Origin of the sequence: Caldisphaera lagunensis DSM 15908 (assembly GCF_000317795.1) — an archaeon.
Taxonomy (GTDB): Archaea; Thermoproteota; Thermoprotei_A; order Sulfolobales; family Acidilobaceae; genus Caldisphaera; species Caldisphaera lagunensis.
The window spans coordinates 240353-257149 of sequence record NC_019791.1; the positions used below are offsets into that span (position 1 = coordinate 240353).

A 16797-nucleotide genomic window follows, 5' to 3' on the forward strand; every position below is an offset into this window, starting at 1 on the left:
TTCTCTCTATATATAGTATGTGGGGAAAGAATGTGAGGCTTCCCAGAACTTGGATTGATTCTTCAAGAAAAAATGAAGAAAATTATGAAGCAAGAATAACAGTTGAAATTTATCCAGGAGTGAACTTCAAGATTTATATAAATAAGCTTGCGCAAAAACCTGTTTTTGCTTGTTGCACAGGAAGGGAAAACAAAATTTGTAATTCATATATAATTTCATTATTTTCCCAAAGTGGCCCGTTTGCTTCTCTCTATATATTGCCTCCTTGGCTTGTTAGCAAATGTAAAGAAAAAATTAACTAATATAGCTTAAATATTAAGTCCTTATAATCTTCCCCTATAATCTCTCCTTGCATATTTACTTGTTTGAGTTTCTTTACATAGCTCACGAATATATTATTGCTTACTCTCTTAAATTCATTCAATGCATTTTCAGGATTATCTAATAAATTAATAACAGAAAATGAAAACAGGAAATCTATGCTTTTATTTTTAAATGGTAAATACTCAGCATTTCCCCATAAAACCAAACATTTATCTTTGCAAAATTTATTAGCTCTTTTATTACTTAAAGAAAGCATATTAATGCTCAAATCTAAACAAATGTATTTATTTATTTTATCTATAAGTCCAGTGTCATAAAAATATTCCATCAATAAGCCAGTACCACATCCTATATCTGCAACAATTCCATAGGGTTTTATCTTAGAGAACAATAAATCATATTTATTTTTCTGCTCTTCTCCGTATAATTCATCATACCCTTCGTAAGTAAAATCATATCTATTTATTATATCATCCTGATCCATGAGTATATTCCTCATCTATCTCTTTTAATACATTCTGTATATTATTTAAGACATCCAATGCTGTAATATTTTGCCCCTTGTTTTTAACAGCCATTTCTCCAGCTTTCCCTGAAACATATGCTGAGGAAGCAACAACATTTAATGCATTGGTATCCTTAAGTAAGGCAATTCTTCTTGCTAAAAATCCAGATATAATTCCAGTTAAAACATCTCCTGTTCCTCCAACAGCCATGGCTGGATGACCTGTTTTATTATATCTGCATTTCCCATTAGGAGAGCAAATAACGTCTATTGGAGCTTTAACAATTACGGTTGCATTGTATTTTTTAGATATTTCTCTTGCCAAATCTTCTGGATCACCTTCTCTTTTAGCTAGTAAAGCCGCTTCTCCTCTATGAGGAGTTAAAACAACATCATCCCATAGCTTAATATCTACATCGGCTAAAGCTTTAAGAGCGTCTGCATCTATAACAATTGGCTTCCCTTTTAATGAACTAACTAAAGTAATAACTGTTTCCTTGGTTTCCTCTTTACTGCCAAGCCCAGGCCCAATAGCTATAACATCAACCCTTTTTGCTTCTTCTAATAATAAGGGAATATGATCTTTATTCAAATAATCTCCATCTAATGGAAATGGTATAATTCCTGGATTATTCTGGGCAGCAGAATATGCAACTTTTTCTGGAGATGCCAAAAAAGACAGATCTGCCCCAGACAATAATGCAGCAGAAGATGCATAAAATGGTGCACCAAAATAATGATAAGATCCTCCTATTGTTAATACTTTTCCATTACCCCCTTTTATAGCATTTTTTGGCCTTTTAGGGATCCTAAATAAAACATCTCCTGGACCAGCAAATATTTCAGAATCCCTTAACAATCCAATTTCAGCAACTAAAATTTCACCTACATAATGCTTCGCATCTTCCTTAAGCAGACCAGGCTTTAATGAATGCATAGTTACTGTTAAATCTGCAATTGCTGATCCTTCAGCAACATAGCCCGTCTCAGGATCTACTCCTGTTGGAACATCTATTGCAACTCTCAAACCAGTTGAAGAATTAAATGCCTTCAAAGCACTTGCGATTGGCTCTCTTAATTTACCTTTAACTCCTATACCTAGTATTCCATCAATTAATACATCGGCATCTTGAGGTTTGTATTGAGAAGGATCATCCAAATGAATTATCTTTACCATTTTCGAATTAATTAAGCTTTTTAAATTAATAAGTGTATCTTGATGTTCAACCAAATTATAATCATACAATAGATAAATTGTTACATCAGCTCCCCTTAAGGCTAAGTGTTTTGATGCTACTAGGGCATCCCCTCCATTGCCTCCTTTTCCAGCATAAACTATAATTTTTTTATTTTTTAAATCACCGATTTTGCACTCTATTGCATCGGCAACTGCCCTTCCGGCATTTTCCATTAAAAGCAATAAAGGTATACCATTACTTACGTTATTTATTTCATAAGATCTAATGTCTTCTATACTTAAAATTTGAGGATCCTTAATAAATCCAGGGCATAATTGTGTCATTATAAGCACCCAAGTATTAGTTTGTAATTTTAGATAATACGTTTTTATTTTGAATTAACATAAAAAGACTTTTAAGCTAAAAATATCAGCTATAAAGTAGTGAAAATCATTAAAGGTGTAGGAAATGTCCAAGAAAATCAATATAGATAATGATGTATATTTAGAAGTCTTGGATGAAAAAGAAAACAAATTATTAGAAAGATTAGAAGTTTATGGTATAGTTCATCATGAACTTAAGTCAACCCCATCTAGGATTACTTTAAGAAAAATATTGTCTCAGGCTTATTCGAAAGACATTTCTCAAATATTTGTCAAATCAATAAAAACAAGCTATGGGCAAGGGATTTCAAATGTGCACATACATATTTATAATACGCCAGAATTTGCTAAAAAATATGAGCTAAAGTACATAGTTGATAGGAATGGAGGATATACATTAGAGGGATGAGAACATGGCAAAAGAAAAACCTAAGGCATATATACATACATTATATGAAGTCGATTATAACAACAAAAGTGTATCTTTAAAAAACAAAAAATGCCCAAGATGTGGAAATATAATGGCTCATCACCTAAAGCCAGTTGAAAGATATCAATGTGGGTATTGCAAATATACAGAATTTGTTGTTAAAAAGTGAATATGGTTGATTACATTAGGTATTGAATCAACCGCACACACTTTTGGAGTTGGAATTTTTAGCGAAAGTAAAGGTATTATAGGAGAGTCTAGAAAAAATTATATTCCAAAAAAAGGTGGGATTCTTCCCAGAGAAGTTGCAAGTTTTTTCTCCGATGTAGCAGGAGAAGCGATTAAGGAAGCATTAGAACAAGCAAAAATTTCTATAAATGATATAGATGGGATAGGTGTTGCATTAGGTCCAGGAATGGGTCCTCAATTAAGGGTAGGAGCATCTGTTGCAAGGGCATTGGCAGTAAAATATAATAAACCATTGATTCCAGTCAATCATGCTATTGCTCATTTAGAAATAGCAAGATATTTAACTAATATGAGGGATCCAGTTATTTTATATGTATCCGGTGGAAATTCAATTGTAACAACATATGTAGATGGGAAATACAGAATTTTTGGGGAAACATTAGATATCGCGTTAGGAAATTTATTAGATACATTTGCAAGGGAAGTCAAATTAGGGCCACCATATATTGTTAAGGGAGACCATGTTGTTGATATATGTGCTGAAAATGGAAAATTCATAAAGGGCTTTCCATATGTTGTTAAAGGACAGGACGTTTCATACTCCGGTTTATTGACATTAGCCATAAGACTAAAAGAAAAAGGATACAATTTAAAAGATATCTGCTTTACTGTAAGAGAAATAGCATTTTCTTCTATTACAGAAGTTACAGAGAGATGTGTTGCGCATACAAACAAAAAACAAATTATCCTTACTGGAGGAGTAGCAGCAAATAAATTGTTAAATGACAAGCTCACAAAAATGGCAGAAAATCAAAATGCATCCTATAAACCAGTTCCATTTAAATATTCTGGGGATAATGGAGTAATGATTGCCTTAACAGCGCTTTTGGAACTAAAACATAATATAACTATTGAGCCGGAGAGGGCTTTCATTAATCAAAGATGGAGAATAGATGAGGTAGAAATACCTTGGTATTATTCGATGATTTAATCAACCCTGAAAAATTTCTAAATTTGCAATTGATAAAAAGAGGAGCGGAATCAGAAATAAGATTGGGTTATTTTCTAAGTACAAAAGCAATTTATAAGATAAGAGTTAAGAAAATTTATATGAATGATGATTTAGATAAAGATTTAAGGTATGATAGAACCAGAAGGGAAGCAAAAATATTGGCAACGGCATATTTAAATAGAATTAATGTTCCTAAACTATATGCTGTTTATCCTTCTGTTGGATTGATAATAATGGAATATATCGAGGGAAACACATTAAAGGATCTCTTCCTTTATGAACCTGAAAAATACATACCTTTTTCCTATTTTGCTGGTATAGAATTAGCAAAAATACATAAAGCAAATATAATACATAATGATTATACAACATCAAATATAATAGTAAGAGATGAAAAGGTGTTCGTAATTGATTTTGGACTATCGGATTACTCAACAAGCATTGAAGACAAGGCTGTTGATATACACTTATATAAGAGAGCTGTAGAGAGCACTCATGCATCTATTTCAGAAAAAATAATGAAGGAGTTTATAAGAGGTTATTTAAAGGAAACTGGAGAAGAAATTGGAAATAAAATCATTAAAAGGGCTAAAGAAATAGAATTAAGGGGTCGTTATGTCGGGGAAAGAAGAACAGTTTGGAAAACTTAGCATTTGTATTGTTTCCCAAAATGAAGGAAAAATAAAAGAGATACAAAATATTTTAGATAATTTTAATATAAAATTAAAAAAATGTAATGCAGAAAAAATTGAAATCCAAGATGAAGATATAGATAAAATAGCAATTTATGCTGCATTAAATGCATATAAAAGTGTTAAAGAACCATTATTAGTTGATGATTCTGCCCTTTATATTAGATCGTTAAATAACTTTCCGGGAGCATATACAAACTTTGTTTATAAAACAATAGGAATTAAAGGAATCCTAAAGCTTATGGAAGGAATTAATGATAGATTTGCATTTTTTAAAACAAGCCTTGTATATATAGATGAGAATGGATATAAATTATTCAATGGCATTGTAGAAGGTAATATAGCCTATGAACCTAGGGGAAAACATGGATTTGGATTTGATCCTATTTTCATACCAATGAATTGTAATAAAACATTTTCAGAAATGGATATAAATGAAAAAAATAATTATTCACATAGATCTAAAGCCGTTAATGAATTTGCAAAGTGGATCATAACAAAGAAATTATGAAAGGTAATACTTTCTTACACTTAGTTTTAACGTTATTTTGCAATAATAACTCATGGTGTATTGGCTTGGAAAATGTATTAGATATGCACATAAATAAGCTTATAGCAAGAAATGTTGAAGAAATATTATCGCAATTAGGTGATATAGAAAAAAGATACAATAGCTTAGGAGAAGATGATGAATCTAGATTGGAGAAAATTGTATTAAACCATATGAGAAAAATATTACTTGACGATTTAAGGCAAATAACTGGTTTTTCAAGCTATTACGGATATGATATTAGAGTTGAACCAAGCGTTTCATTAGAAAATTCAGAGGCTATTACCTAGTTCAAAAGCCTTAATATTTATTTCAGGGTTTCTCATTGTTTTTATTGATTCTTTAATGGAATCTATATTAATAAACTTGCTTATTTGGCTAAACTTATATAATGCCCCTAATAATATCATATTTTCTGATTGATAGCTACCTATTTTTTCAGCTAACTCTTTTGTTGGTATCAAATAGTATTTTATATTATTCTTTTCAAATTCCTTAATAATTTCTTCTTTTTTTGGCAATTTAACCCCCGGTATGGGAGGTCTTAATATAGTATCAGAGGATATAACCATACCATCTTTATTTAAATAATCAACGTTCCTTGCACTTTCAATAAGTTCCATAGAAAGTAAAATATCTGCGCCACCTTTTGGTACAAGAGGCGCATATACATTACCTAACCTAACGTGAACTTCCACGGATCCACCTCTTTGGCTTAATCCATGAGTTTCAGCAATTAATACTTTAACATCATTGTTTACTGCTGCTTCACCAATTATTCTAGCTAGTGTTACTATACCTTGACCTCCAACACCAGATATTACTATATTTAGTTTTGAATTCATTGCCATACGCTATCCCACCTCTTATCTATAATTTTTACAGGTTTAATTGCATCGTATGGGCATGTTTCAGCACAAACTCCACAACCTGTACATAAACTTGGCTCAATCCATGCTTTTTTGTCTTCCTTAACAAAAATTGCTGGACATGCAAACGCATTATAACAAATACCGCACGCTGTGCATTTATTTTCTAATACCTGGTAAATTGGTATTTCAATATGGATTTTGTTTGCAATTCTAACAGCATTTAATGCACATGCTTTTTTAGCGATTGCTACGGCTGGTTTCTTTTCTTTAACAACATAAGATAATGCCTCTTTTAACATATTTGTTGATTCCTTAATATTAAATGGATCAAAAACTATTATTTTTTCAACACCCACTCCTTCAGCAACCTTAGCAATATCAATAACCTTTGTTTCTTCTCCTACTGCTGTTAAGCCTGAGCTGGGATCTGGCTGTTCCCCTGTCATACCTGTTGTTCTATTATCTAATACCAAAACCAAAATTGGAGATTTATTATATATCGCATTTATTAAGCCTGGAATTCCTGCATGATAAAAAGTTGAATCCCCTATTATTGCTATAGGAACTTGATTTTCAGATACATGGGCCAATCCATTCGCTATCCCAATACTCCCTCCCATTTCTAATATTATATCTTGCTCATCATATGGGGAATTGATTCCTAAACTATAACATCCTATATCACCGCTATATATAGGTTTTAACATTAATGAATTAACTGCTCTTTTAAGCGAATAAAAAGTTGCCCTATGTGGACATCCAGGACAAAATGATGGAGGCCTTTCAGGTAATTTGATGTCTAGTTTTTTGGTAAGTGGTTGTTCTATAGATAATCCTAGGAATTCTCTTACAGCCTTTCTTGCCCTTTCTAAGGTCATTTCACCGCTATAACCTACATATGATTTCCCTTCGATCTTAATTGATAAACCTTCTTCATTTACTATATTTTTTAACTGATTTTCTACTATGGGTTCTAATTCTTCAACAACTAATATTTTTTCTACATCTTCTAATCCTTTTAATATGAATTTTCTTGGTAAGGGATATGGGGTAGAGATTTTAATGAGCCTATAATTACCTACTTCTTCATTAACCTCCTTAACATATTGATATGATGATCCAGAAGATATTATTGCTATCTTATCCTTCTCTTCATTTTCAATCCTATTATATGGTTCAAATTTTTCAAAACTATCCTTTATAATATTCCATTTGTTAATTAGCTTATCTCTTAAATTTCTTGAATTTGCTGGAACTAAACCAAACCTAGAATTTTCCTTTGCAAAATTTCCTTTTGCTTTAGGAGGCGTAACTTTATCTAATATTACATTAGATCTTGTATGAGATACCCTAGTTGTAGGAACCATCAAAATAGGATGAGATAATTTTTCGCTTAGTTCAAATGCTGTCTTAGTTAAGTCTTTAGCTTCTTGAGGATCTGAAGGATCTAAAACTGGTGTATATGTCAACATACCATAATATCTGTTATCTTGCTCATTTTGAGAACTCCACATGCTTGGATCTTCAGCAGATATTACAACCAGACCTGCTCTTACACCAGTATATGATATGCTAGCAAGGGCGTCTGCTGCAACGTTTAATCCTACATGCTTCATAGCTGCTAATGCCCTAACATTAGATATTGATGCTCCGTAAGCAGATTCTAGAGCGACTTTTTCATTAACGCTCCACTCCACATGTATACCCAAGAGGGGGGCAACTTCCGCAAGCGTTTCTACAATTTCTGTAGAAGGTGTTCCTGGATATGCAGCAGCAAATCCTCCACCGGCCTCAATAAAACCTCTTGCTATGGCTTCATTACCCATTAGCAATACTTTGCTACCAGCCTTATTCAATAAATTGTTCAATTTTTCCACCAAATACCTTTTTGTTAATCGAGGTTTTTGTATTTATCAATGTATAATAAGAATCCATGTAAAAACACATATATACTAAAAAATATTTTATTAATTTATAAATATATGATAAAAATATTAGCTTCTTAAGAATAAAGATATTTGGTGAATTTAATGATTTTAGGAGTAATAAGCGATACACATGATAACCTTATTAATCTAAATAAAATAATCAATGAAATGAAAAAATATAATGTTGACATGTTAATTCATCTTGGTGATTTTGTTTCTCCATTTACGTTAAAGAAGATAGGAGAAGAATTGAATAACATAAAAATATATGCAGTTTATGGCAATAATGATGGAGATAAATTGTATTTGAAAAAAATTGCAAATGAGTATAAAATTGTACTAGAAGAGCAACCATTAATTTTAAAAATTGATGAACATAAATTGTTTATATTTCATGGTTATAACTCTAGTGAAGAAACGGTTGAGATAGCAAAATCAATAGCAAAATCTAAAATTTATTCCGCAGTATTTTTTGGGCACACTCATAAACCTTATTTAGATTTTATTAATGGCATATTAATTCTGAATCCGGGAGATGCGTCTGGTATATTAAATCGTCCTACGTTTGCATTAATCAAATACCCTTCATTTAGTCCAAAAATAATTTATATGGAGTGATATAAAATGAAAATAGTTCTTGGAAATTTATCGATATTTCTGAATCTTCTATTAAAATTTGAAGAAGAAAGTGCAGGTTTATTAATTGGATCAACTAAGGATGACATTATTTACCCCATAATAGCAATGCCTGTTGAAAATGTATTGAAAAGTAGGGTAGAATTTTTAGCCAACCCATATGATATGGTTGTCGGGCATATGGTAGCAGAAAATTATAAATTAAGTGTTGTATCATTATATCATACTCATCCTTATGGAATGCCTATACCTAGTAATAAAGATATTAATGGAATGAAGATGTGGCCAATACCATGGATTATAATCTCAAGGAAAGGGATTAGGGCATGGATATTAAAAGAAGATGATAAACCAATTGAATTAGAGCTAAGTTAATAATAATAGAACTGCACCTATTAGGCTTACAGCAAATACTATTGCTAATAATAGTAGAACTGTATTATATAAAATCAAGTTTAATGTTGTGTTACTATTGCTTAAGTAGTTAACTTTTTGTAATGTCATGCTACCATTAGCTACCAACGCATTATTTGCAGTTAATGAAAAAGTTCTGTAAACTAGTATCCCAGAACTTAAATCATAGTATTGACCATATGTTGCAGTATAATTAATTCCATTCTGGCTTATTTTATATGTTAAATTTTGAAATGCAACTGGAATTACGTTTGTCTCATTATAGAAAATTTCTTTAGTTGAATTGGAAAGCAGAGTTGTGTTTGCAATAAATGGTATATTACTGTTTAAGACAATGCTATTTCCAGTAGAATAATATAGTGCCTGTACAACATTACTACTTCCTCCAAAGTTAAGTATTGATGTGCTCAAAATATCATAAGTTGAATTATATTCGCTTAATGTTACAATTATCTGCGTCCAACCAGTTTCTGGAGTTGAATTAGTAAAAACACTTTCGCTTACATTATATATTAATTGAACTTTAAATGGATTTGTTTTTAAATAATTATTATTAGGAGTTAGGGGACTTAAATAATAATTTGCATTATAAACATATAGGCTTAAGGCAACAATTGCAATTATTATAAGGACCACGGCCTCTGCTATTTTAACACCTCTACCCATTATTAATCACCCTATATTTTTATGTTAACAACAAACTAATAATTCTTATTGAAAATTTCATATATATTATAATGATATATAAATTTCTAAAAGTTTTAAAAGTGTCAACCATAAAAAAGATTATCCTTATATATTAATAAAGGAAATATGTTATACAAACTCTATAAATTTTAAAGATAAATAATTTAAAAATATCAATTATGGTAGCCTTATTGGATAAATTGTCAATAAGCTCAATATTAATAGCACAGTAATTATCTCAATTGTTATTCCTGCTTGAGCCCATTTTTTACCTATCTTTGAAATTGCTTCAATAAATATATAACCTCCATCGCTTTGTATCATACCTCCAGGTAATGGTATTGCTATAGGTGCTGCATTTACCAAAGCCAAACCTAAATTTATTATATATAATGCTGAAATTATAGAAACCAACCATGATAATCTAAATGATTGTACAACAGATATTCCTAAATGAGGTACTCCATAAGGTTTAAACACGCTAATATTTTGTATGACTCCATTATATTTTACTGTTAACAAAAGATTTACTGCAGTATTATTACTTTCTGCCCCATATTTATTTAATACATTCATAAATGACTGCAATGATAATGTAGAAGTACCATTTACTGACAATATTGTCATTCCTTGTTTCAAATTAGCTAAATATGCTGGAGAATTAGGTAAAATGTTTACCAAATCCACACCAGCAAATAATTTTGGTGCTATGTAAACGAATAATAATAAAAATATTAATCCCATTATAAGATTTATCGTAACTCCAGCCGAATATACTTTAAGCCTTGATTTTAGTGGTGCTTGTTTCATTTTATTATCATCAGGTTCAACAAATGCTGCTGGTATAAATGCCAAAAGAAAGAAACCTGCATCTTTAACTGGAATACCCTCAGCCCTTGCTATTATTGCATGGAATAATTCATGAACTATAACTGCTATTCCAATTGCTATTAAGAAATAAATAAGCTGATCAATGCTTATTGTTACCCCTGGTATGAGAGGAACGAATCCAGCTACTTGACTAGAAGATTGTGCAATATATTTTGCAACAAATGTTGAACCTACTATATAATAAAAATATGCCATCAAGCCGATTGAAATTGCTAGAGATATATAACCAAAGATTGAAATTACTTTTGCCTTCTTTTTATCTTTTATAGGCTCCATACTTATTCCAGTTCTTGCAATTAACACTAATGGGTATATGTTAATCTTTTTTGACTTAAATGATTTTCCTATTATGTATAATATACCCCAAAAAATTATAAACGCAATTAATATCAATAACCAACTTTGCAATTTTTAAACCTCATTTATAGCTCTCCAAATATTTTACTTGCTCCGGAGTTAATTCGTCTATCTTTATACCCATAGTTTCAAGTTTTAATTTTGCCACATATTGATCTTGATCTGATGGTACATTATATACCTTTTTTTCAAGTTTTCCTTTATTATTTATTAAGTATAAAACGGATAAGGCTTGATTAGCAAAACTCATATCCATAACTTCGCTTGGATGGCCCTCTGCTGCAACTAAATTCACTAATCTTCCTTCTCCCAAAAGGAACAAGTGCTTCCCATTTCTTAATGTATATTTTACAGTATTTTCTCTTATTTCTTCTTTAGAATCACTTATTTTTTCTAAATCTTTCACGCTTACCTCTACATTGAAGTGACCTGCATTAGCTAATATGGCTCCATCTTTCATGTTTAGCATGTGTTCTGCTCTAATAACATCTATATCTCCAGTTGCAGTTATGAATATATCACCAATTTTTGATGCCTCTTCCATTGTCATAACATCAAATCCATCCATAACGGCTTCTAAAGCCTTAATAGGGTCAACTTCTGTAACTATTACTCTTGCTCCCATACCCTTAAGTCTTAAGGCAATTCCTCTGCCTACCCATCCATAGCCAGCTACAACAGCTCTTTTACCGGCAATGAGAATATTTGTTGCTCTTAATATGCCATCTATGGAACTTTGGCCTGTTCCATATCTATTATCAAACATAAATTTAGTTAAGGCATTATTTACGGCAATAACAGGATATAACAATCTATTTTCCTTTTCCAATGCCTTTAATCTAATAACTCCAGTTGTTGTTTCCTCATTCCCTCCTATAACTTTCTCAGCAATTTTTGGCATCTCTTCATGAAGGGTTATATGAAGATCTGCTCCATCATCTATAACTATGTCAGGTTTAAAATTAGCTGCATCCTTAATTGCCATAAAGTATTCTTCGCTACTCATGCCTCTCCATGCTTCAACAACAATATTATCTATTTTAGCTAGTGAGGCTGCTACATCATCTTGTGTTGATAATGGATTACTTGGGGATAAAAATATATTTGCCCCCCACACAGATAGTGTTTTTATAAGAACAGCTGTTTCTTTAGTTACATGAAGAGCAGCCGATATTTTTACCCCATCCAATGGTTTTTCTCTTAAGAACCTTTCTCTTATTTTCATAACAACTGGCATATGCATTTCTGCAAATTCAATCTTTTTATTCCCTTCATTAAAAAGCTCTGGTTTTTTAATTTTTGAACTATTCATACTACCACCGTATTGTTTATCATTTTGTAAAAATATAAACTGTTATAAAATTATCTTCAAGTAAAAACAGGATATCTTTAGTAAAAACATTATTTTGCATTAATTTTACTTTTAATATTGCAAAAAATTAGCATAAGCTTTGATACTAATGATATATATTCATACTTTCCACTTGGTAGAAAACCTTTGTTATGAAGGTTGGAAATAAGTTTTGTAAAATCCTCTAATGGCATACCAAAGTTTTTGGATGCCTCAATAATATCTTCTGAAACTGCAATAGAATATACAAGCTTTACCTCGTTTTCACTCATCATATCACATTTAGTAACAAATTTGAAGAAATCACTTAAAAAATCTACCAAAGCTTCTTTTACTGAGGCGTAGATTTCATCCAAATTGGTAATGACTTGATCAGATAATGAGATAAAATAAACGTTTAATTCTTTAGCTAATTCTTCAGCTTTTTCATCAGCTAAACCTCTTGAAATAATCATAGGTATCATATTTAATAATTTAGAATTGACATAAATTTGCCTAATAGAAGAAACATCTGCTGGTCCAGCTTTTACTTCTACTGCATACTTCATACCATTTTTTTCAGCAATTATATCAACATCTGATATTTCAATATTATTTATAACAACTTTTCTATGCATGTCAACTATTTTATAACCCAATTGTTGCAATATATCAGCTGCTATGCTTTCACTACTTCTCATAGCCGCTTTTCCTTGCACCAATTTCCTCACTCTACTAATTTCTCTAAATTTCTCCAAAAATTTAATAATCTTCTACATTATTTAACATTGGGGATTGAATTGAGTGCACCACTAAGAAGATTAGTTCTTAATATTACGAAACCAATAAAGGGACCTTCTATAATAGATGTAGCGAAATCAATAGCATCTCTCAGCGGAATAGATGGAGTTAATGTAACTGTTAAAGAGTTAGACGTAGAAACTGCTACCTTGAATATTACAATAGAAGGTGAAGACATTTCTTTTGACAAAGTCGAAAATGTTTTAGAATCATTAGAATGCGTTATACAAAGTATAGACCAAGTTATAACAGGTAAAAAGGTAGTTGATAAACTCTTGAGTTGAGAATTAGGTGTGAGCTGTGAACAATACTATAGAAGATTGCACTTCGATATTAAAAAGGCTATATTTGAAATCAAGAATCATAAATGAAATCATACAATTTTTTGATGTTGAGCCTTCATTAAATCCTCCTAATGGATTATCATTAGTTTTAAAGAGTCTCCACGAACCAAGCATTGATGAAATACCAATATATAATACAATTGTTGGATCCTTTAATTTTAATGAAATTTACGAATATGAAAGGGTAGCAGAAATACCTAAAGGGGATAGGATTAATAATTTATCTTTATTTATCATGGACTCATATCAAAAAAATAGAGGAATAGTAGCAATAATCCCAAGCCTTTTAGTTATAGGATTAACATCAAAGCTACCTGAAAATATTATCAACGATCTTGAGAATAGTTTATTAGCAGAAATTGAAGTAAGCTCAGAAAACATACTTTATTTACCAGATAGGTCTTACTTGCCTGGAAATAGCATAGAAATTGTTGCGAAGAGTAATAGTGAAAGCAGTTATGAAAGGGTTGAATGGTTGAAAAATGAAGCAGAAAAGGAAGGAATAAAAGTAGAAAATGTAAAGTTCTTGCCTGATAATAAATCTATTATGGATTACATTGCATCAGGAGGTATAAAAGGCTATCTTAAAAGAGTACCAGTTACAAAAATAGCAACAATGATTGTTGCTGCTTCCCAATGCTTGAATTTGGAAGGAGTTAATGATATAGTAAGAAGAGAACAAAGTAAGCACACTATTTATACAATAGGCTTAACAAATGAGATGCTTAACGAGTTAAAGGAATCATTAATTAAAAATAAGATAGAAGGTGCACCATTACTAAGAATATCTAGCAACATTGAACCATTCTTTAATAAAGGTTTGATAGAATCTATGAGTGAATTTTTAAGAAGATTTGGATATTTAACTTAAAAATTACTTTAGCATTAGATCCTTATATTTTTCGAGGAATTGTGTGCTTTCGTTAACATCTGAGAAAAGCTTTGATGCCTCTTCTATATCATTAACATCAACCTTAATGGAATTTCTTTTAGCTGAAATTACTTTAGCCGGATCTAAGAGTTGTAAAGCATATCTTAAACTTCTCTCTGATCCAATTTTTGTTAATAGTTTAACTGCTTCATCTGTTAATGGAATATCCAACTCATCAGCTCTTATTTTTACAATGTTCATAATTTCGTCTTCAGTATATGGTTTTGTTAATATTATAAGTAATCTATCCAATAAATCCCTTGGCATTCCATGGGGAGCTTTTTCATCTGTTCCTCTAATTGTTGTTATCCCCCTATTTGTTGCCAATATAATTATTGGGGCATATTCACTTTCCATAGCCTTAGTTAAAAAGCTATATGCTTCGATATCTAGCATGTGTGCATCATCTATAAATAGAACTCCCGGAATTAGCTGGGCTTTTCCTTCACTTGTTACTTTTCTTACAGTTTCATCGGTTTGTTTTCTTACTTGATCATCTATACCTCTTTCTTCAGACAAAAAGCCAAAAATAGAAAATGCTATTCTTTGGGCAGCAATAGAAACATCTATATCATGAAGAGTAAACGTTCTTACTATTTCCCTTGTTGATTGTATTTTTCCGCTAGGCATTTCAATTTGTTTTTCAGTATCTATATCAAAACCTATCGTGCTTTTCTCTTTTACCCTTCCCAATCTTCTAACTTCTCCTGTTTCCTCATCAATCATTATGACATCTCCTTTTCTTATCCCTAATGATTGGAATTGGGAAGCAATTTCAGGTCCAACATTAACGTCTTTACTATCATCTTTTGTTTCTAGTTTTATTTTTGCTCCTCCCAATATTGGTGTAGGATAAAAAGGTGACGATTTTTTAAGATATTTTATTTCAGTTACAACACCACTTATAATTTTCCTTACATCTCTCATCCTTATACCAATAGCCCTTCTAAATGCTTGTGTCATAAACTCTGTTTTATTCTCTGCACTAATTATTTCGCTTGCATTTATAGAGACAAATGGTGTATCTTCACCCAATTCTTTAGCAATTGCAACAGCTAATGCAGTTTTACCTGTCCCACTAGGTCCTGCAAATAATATACCTTTTCCACCAAGTTTTCCTTCCCTTATTAATTCAACTATTAATCCACACGCTTCTCTAGCTTGAACTTGACCTACTAATCCATCAGCAATTGGTTTAGCTTTACCATTTTCATCTAATCCCAAACCTGATATATGGCTGTGTATTGAAGACCATCTAGGCGTTTTTGGGTTTCCAATCATTATCTCTGACATTTTATCACCATTTAAAAATTTATAAAGAAAGCTTAAAAGAATTCAATAATTTTATCAAAAATATTAAAGTTATAAAATCTTTTAAAAAAATTAAATACAAAAAGAAATTTTAATGTTTATAAATTCTTTGCTAACTATAGAACTAGGTGAAAAGATATTAAAAAGGAGTTCGCAGAGTTATTCGCTATATATATCATAGCTTCCGTATTTCTTTACTTCTTTGCAAAGTTAGGTGTTACTTATACAAATCCAGCAACTTTAATGATGATCAGATACATTATATCAGGTATAATCCTTTTCTCTATTAGTAGAAAACTAATTATTGATAAAAATGTATTAATATTGGCTATTTTTACAACAACTAGTACAATTTTTTGGGGTTATGGATTACTTTATGTTTCTCCAGCAGTTTCATCTGTATTAAGCTATACGATGCCATTGTTTAGCATGATACTTGCTATTTTTATAATAAACGAGAAACCTAACCATTATGAGATCATAGGATTAATAATTGGTTTTTTAGGATTAGGTATTTATGGCTCAACATTATTTAAAGGATTCACAAAAATAGGTATGATTTTAACTCTAATTAATGCAGTGTTTTGGGCACTGTTTAGCATTTATTATAGAAAGCTATCAAAATACGATCCAATATCTTTAAATGCAACACAATTTATTATAGGCTCAGGTTTTATGGGTTTAATTGATATCTTTTCCATTAGAAAAGGCTTTTATTTTATCCCATCACTAAAATTGCTAGAAAGCATAGTCTATATCTCAACAATAGGAGGTGCATTTCAATTCCTTATATGGAATTACCTTTTAAAACTTGAAAGAGTAAACAAGGTTACAATATTTGCATACATAATCCCTGTTGCAACAACAATTATCCAAGCACTCTTATATAAAAGTTTACCTAAACTTTTTGAAATAATTGGTCTATTAATAATGATATCTGGTGTTATTATAGCAAGATTAAAGGGTTAGTTCTATATCAAAACCATATTTGAAAGAGTTATTTATATTAATAAAAAATAAAAAGATCTAAAT

General features: G+C 30.9%; 21 protein-coding genes. 12 read left to right on the forward strand and 9 right to left on the reverse strand.

All coding sequences use genetic code 11. The annotated features are described in order from the left end of the window. Positions 1 to 32 precede the first annotated feature (32 nt). The gene (locus CALAG_RS01055) at positions 33 to 302 is read left to right on the forward strand and encodes a hypothetical protein (RefSeq protein ID WP_015231898.1); all 270 of its coding nucleotides are present in this window, start codon (positions 33 to 35) and stop codon (positions 300 to 302) included. Here the strand turns inward: CALAG_RS01055 and CALAG_RS01060 are convergent. Both CALAG_RS01060 and CALAG_RS01065 read right to left on the reverse strand, forming a co-directional pair. Further along, the gene (locus tag CALAG_RS01060) at positions 299 to 808 is read right to left on the reverse strand and encodes a class I SAM-dependent methyltransferase (protein WP_015231899.1); all 510 of its coding nucleotides are present in this window, start codon (positions 806 to 808) and stop codon (positions 299 to 301) included. The two genes, CALAG_RS01055 and CALAG_RS01060, sit on opposite strands and share 4 nt — an antisense overlap. Beyond that, positions 795 to 2351: a bifunctional ADP-dependent NAD(P)H-hydrate dehydratase/NAD(P)H-hydrate epimerase gene (locus CALAG_RS01065; RefSeq protein ID WP_048816651.1), complete on the reverse strand. Its 1557-nt coding sequence runs from the start codon at positions 2349 to 2351 to the stop codon at positions 795 to 797. The genes CALAG_RS01060 and CALAG_RS01065 overlap by 14 nt, the downstream gene beginning before the upstream one ends. 124 nt (positions 2352 to 2475) lie before the next feature. Between CALAG_RS01065 and CALAG_RS01070 the strand changes: the two genes are divergently transcribed. From CALAG_RS01070 to CALAG_RS01095, 6 genes are all read left to right on the forward strand, one after another. Continuing rightward, the gene (locus CALAG_RS01070; RefSeq protein WP_015231901.1) at positions 2476 to 2799 is read left to right on the forward strand and encodes a 30S ribosomal protein S24e; all 324 of its coding nucleotides are present in this window, start codon (positions 2476 to 2478) and stop codon (positions 2797 to 2799) included. Positions 2800 to 2803: 4 nt separating this feature from the next. Continuing rightward, a complete protein-coding gene (locus CALAG_RS01075; RefSeq protein ID WP_015231902.1) occupies positions 2804 to 2989 on the forward strand; it encodes a 30S ribosomal protein S27ae in 186 nt (61 codons plus the stop codon). A gap of 6 nt (positions 2990 to 2995) precedes the next feature. Further along, positions 2996 to 4000 carry a KEOPS complex N(6)-L-threonylcarbamoyladenine synthase Kae1 gene (gene kae1 / locus CALAG_RS01080; protein WP_015231903.1) on the forward strand — a complete coding sequence of 335 codons (1005 nt, stop codon included), beginning with the start codon at positions 2996 to 2998 and terminating at the stop codon, positions 3998 to 4000. Further along, positions 3979 to 4671, forward strand: coding sequence for a Kae1-associated kinase Bud32 (locus CALAG_RS01085; RefSeq protein ID WP_015231904.1), 693 nt, complete (start codon positions 3979 to 3981; stop codon positions 4669 to 4671). Before kae1 ends, CALAG_RS01085 begins: the two co-directional genes overlap by 22 nt. Further along, positions 4637 to 5224 (forward strand): XTP/dITP diphosphatase, encoded by a 588-nt coding sequence (locus CALAG_RS01090; RefSeq protein ID WP_015231905.1) that lies wholly within the window; start codon positions 4637 to 4639, stop codon positions 5222 to 5224. The genes CALAG_RS01085 and CALAG_RS01090 overlap by 35 nt, the downstream gene beginning before the upstream one ends. Before the next feature lie 65 nt (positions 5225 to 5289). After that, positions 5290 to 5553 carry a hypothetical protein gene (locus CALAG_RS01095; protein WP_048816652.1) on the forward strand — a complete coding sequence of 88 codons (264 nt, stop codon included), beginning with the start codon at positions 5290 to 5292 and terminating at the stop codon, positions 5551 to 5553. On the opposite strand, the gene CALAG_RS01100 is transcribed toward CALAG_RS01095, so the two are convergent. Then, positions 5536 to 6114 (reverse strand): indolepyruvate oxidoreductase subunit beta, encoded by a 579-nt coding sequence (locus CALAG_RS01100; RefSeq protein ID WP_015231907.1) that lies wholly within the window; start codon positions 6112 to 6114, stop codon positions 5536 to 5538. The genes CALAG_RS01095 and CALAG_RS01100 overlap by 18 nt on opposite strands. Then, the gene (gene iorA, locus CALAG_RS01105) at positions 6105 to 8003 is read right to left on the reverse strand and encodes an indolepyruvate ferredoxin oxidoreductase subunit alpha (RefSeq protein WP_015231908.1); all 1899 of its coding nucleotides are present in this window, start codon (positions 8001 to 8003) and stop codon (positions 6105 to 6107) included. The genes CALAG_RS01100 and iorA overlap by 10 nt, the downstream gene beginning before the upstream one ends. Before the next feature lie 162 nt (positions 8004 to 8165). Here iorA and CALAG_RS01110 point away from each other — a divergent pair, with 162 nt between their 5' ends. Both CALAG_RS01110 and CALAG_RS01115 read left to right on the forward strand, forming a co-directional pair. Further along, a complete protein-coding gene (locus tag CALAG_RS01110) occupies positions 8166 to 8681 on the forward strand; it encodes a metallophosphoesterase (protein WP_048816653.1) in 516 nt (171 codons plus the stop codon). A gap of 6 nt (positions 8682 to 8687) precedes the next feature. Further along, on the forward strand, positions 8688 to 9074 hold the full coding sequence (locus tag CALAG_RS01115; RefSeq protein WP_015231910.1) for a M67 family metallopeptidase: 387 nt from the start codon (positions 8688 to 8690) through the stop codon (positions 9072 to 9074). Here the strand turns inward: CALAG_RS01115 and CALAG_RS01120 are convergent. From CALAG_RS01120 to CALAG_RS01135, 4 genes are all read right to left on the reverse strand, one after another. Further along, entirely contained in the window at positions 9066 to 9779 is a 714-nt protein-coding gene (locus CALAG_RS01120) for a hypothetical protein (RefSeq protein WP_015231911.1), read from the reverse strand. The two genes, CALAG_RS01115 and CALAG_RS01120, sit on opposite strands and share 9 nt — an antisense overlap. A 198-nt stretch (positions 9780 to 9977) precedes the next feature. Further along, positions 9978 to 11099, reverse strand: a complete 1122-nt coding sequence (locus CALAG_RS01125; protein WP_015231912.1) for a site-2 protease family protein — start codon at positions 11097 to 11099, stop codon at positions 9978 to 9980. A 10-nt stretch (positions 11100 to 11109) separates the two neighbouring features. Further along, complete coding sequence (gene ahcY, locus CALAG_RS01130) at positions 11110 to 12360, reverse strand: adenosylhomocysteinase (RefSeq protein ID WP_015231913.1); 1251 nt, start codon at positions 12358 to 12360, stop codon at positions 11110 to 11112. A gap of 89 nt (positions 12361 to 12449) precedes the next feature. Next, positions 12450 to 13097 (reverse strand): endonuclease (RecB family), encoded by a 648-nt coding sequence (locus CALAG_RS01135; protein WP_015231914.1) that lies wholly within the window; start codon positions 13095 to 13097, stop codon positions 12450 to 12452. 81 nt (positions 13098 to 13178) lie between these two features. On the opposite strand from CALAG_RS01135, the gene CALAG_RS07995 reads away from it, so the two are divergent. Further along, entirely contained in the window at positions 13179 to 13463 is a 285-nt protein-coding gene (locus CALAG_RS07995; RefSeq protein WP_015231915.1) for a DUF211 domain-containing protein, read from the forward strand. A gap of 16 nt (positions 13464 to 13479) precedes the next feature. Beyond that, complete coding sequence (locus CALAG_RS01145) at positions 13480 to 14394, forward strand: hypothetical protein (protein ID WP_015231916.1); 915 nt, start codon at positions 13480 to 13482, stop codon at positions 14392 to 14394. Between the two features lie 3 nt (positions 14395 to 14397). Here CALAG_RS01145 and CALAG_RS01150 read toward each other — a convergent pair whose 3' ends face one another. Further along, positions 14398 to 15747, reverse strand: a complete 1350-nt coding sequence (locus tag CALAG_RS01150) for a RuvB-like helicase (protein WP_015231917.1) — start codon at positions 15745 to 15747, stop codon at positions 14398 to 14400. A gap of 195 nt (positions 15748 to 15942) precedes the next feature. Here CALAG_RS01150 and CALAG_RS01155 point away from each other — a divergent pair, with 195 nt between their 5' ends. Further along, entirely contained in the window at positions 15943 to 16734 is a 792-nt protein-coding gene (locus CALAG_RS01155; RefSeq protein WP_245529268.1) for a DMT family transporter, read from the forward strand. Positions 16735 to 16797: the final 63 nt, after the last annotated feature.

What these genes read in the sequence shown, in the direction of transcription:
- CALAG_RS01060 (WP_015231899.1), bottom strand. Translation starts at nt 808, where the DNA reads ATGGATCAGGATGATATAATAAATAGATATGATTTTACTTACGAAGGG.
- CALAG_RS01065 (WP_048816651.1), bottom strand. Translation starts at nt 2,351, where the DNA reads ATGACACAATTATGCCCTGGATTTATTAAGGATCCTCAAATTTTAAGT.
- CALAG_RS01070 (WP_015231901.1), top strand. Translation starts at nt 2,476, where the DNA reads ATGTCCAAGAAAATCAATATAGATAATGATGTATATTTAGAAGTCTTG.
- CALAG_RS01075 (WP_015231902.1), top strand. Translation starts at nt 2,804, where the DNA reads ATGGCAAAAGAAAAACCTAAGGCATATATACATACATTATATGAAGTC.
- CALAG_RS01090 (WP_015231905.1), top strand. Translation starts at nt 4,637, where the DNA reads ATGTCGGGGAAAGAAGAACAGTTTGGAAAACTTAGCATTTGTATTGTT.
- CALAG_RS01100 (WP_015231907.1), bottom strand. Translation starts at nt 6,114, where the DNA reads ATGGCAATGAATTCAAAACTAAATATAGTAATATCTGGTGTTGGAGGT.
- CALAG_RS01110 (WP_048816653.1), top strand. Translation starts at nt 8,166, where the DNA reads ATGATTTTAGGAGTAATAAGCGATACACATGATAACCTTATTAATCTA.
- CALAG_RS01115 (WP_015231910.1), top strand. Translation starts at nt 8,688, where the DNA reads ATGAAAATAGTTCTTGGAAATTTATCGATATTTCTGAATCTTCTATTA.
- CALAG_RS01120 (WP_015231911.1), bottom strand. Translation starts at nt 9,779, where the DNA reads ATGGGTAGAGGTGTTAAAATAGCAGAGGCCGTGGTCCTTATAATAATT.
- ahcY (WP_015231913.1), bottom strand. Translation starts at nt 12,360, where the DNA reads ATGAATAGTTCAAAAATTAAAAAACCAGAGCTTTTTAATGAAGGGAAT.
- CALAG_RS01150 (WP_015231917.1), bottom strand. Translation starts at nt 15,747, where the DNA reads ATGTCAGAGATAATGATTGGAAACCCAAAAACGCCTAGATGGTCTTCA.